Below are 707 nucleotides of genomic sequence, written 5' to 3'. Positions count from 1 at the left end.
GCTTATAGCAATTCTCGGTTACGTGAGGTACACCCGTAGGGGAACGGCAGTGCCGTGCCCCTACCCACGAAGATATAATGTTGTACCGCATCTGAATGGGAACTGCTATACTACGTATTCTCTATATTAAGAATTGTTAACAAAGTTAAAATTTTTGCTAAGTTTATTTGATTTATAACTTTTAATAATTAAATATTAAAACATTAACTCACATTATGCCGATTTTGTGCCACAGAAGCTCTTAGCTTGATTGTCACCCAACGGGAGAATCAGTTCGACGGAACGGAAACCGTTCCCTGAGACTGATTCACCAAATCAGCAAAAAAAATGAAAAGCACGTATCATAATTTTTCCTATGGAAGTAGCCTTTTATTTGTCGCCACGCTATTGCCTTGATGATGAATCACCTTGGCTTGTAGGAATTGACCCCAGTCGTCATTACTGGATTGCAGTGAATGGAGATAGCAATCTGACAATAGCACTTCCTGGGTTAGCAGTATCTTCCCTCAGTGAACTGAAGCAAGCGATGCAGCAATTTCGCTCACTCAGTCCTGGGGAACAAATGACTTTGCATAGAATCGCCAGTGCTTGCACGATTTACTGTGTCAACAAGAAGGGTGTGGGGTTGCATGGTTAGGGTGTAAGGGAGAAGACGGCGCACTTCGGGGCGTATGATTAACAGACCAACGCAATCGTCTTAAAAGACG

Annotated in this window: 1 pseudogene; it reads left to right on the top strand. The window is 42.6% G+C overall.

The window, feature by feature from the left end:
• Window positions 1-355 precede the first annotated feature (355 nt).
• Window positions 356-610: pseudogene (locus AABK37_RS41690) on the top strand (hypothetical protein); the annotation flags it as partial.
• Window positions 611-707: the final 97 nt, after the last annotated feature.

This window comes from Tolypothrix sp. VBCCA 56010 (assembly GCF_050875635.1).
Classification (GTDB): Bacteria; Cyanobacteriota; Cyanobacteriia; order Cyanobacteriales; family Nostocaceae; genus Hassallia.
Note: the sequence above shows the minus strand (reverse complement) of the source record. Positions and strands in the feature narration are given on the sequence as shown.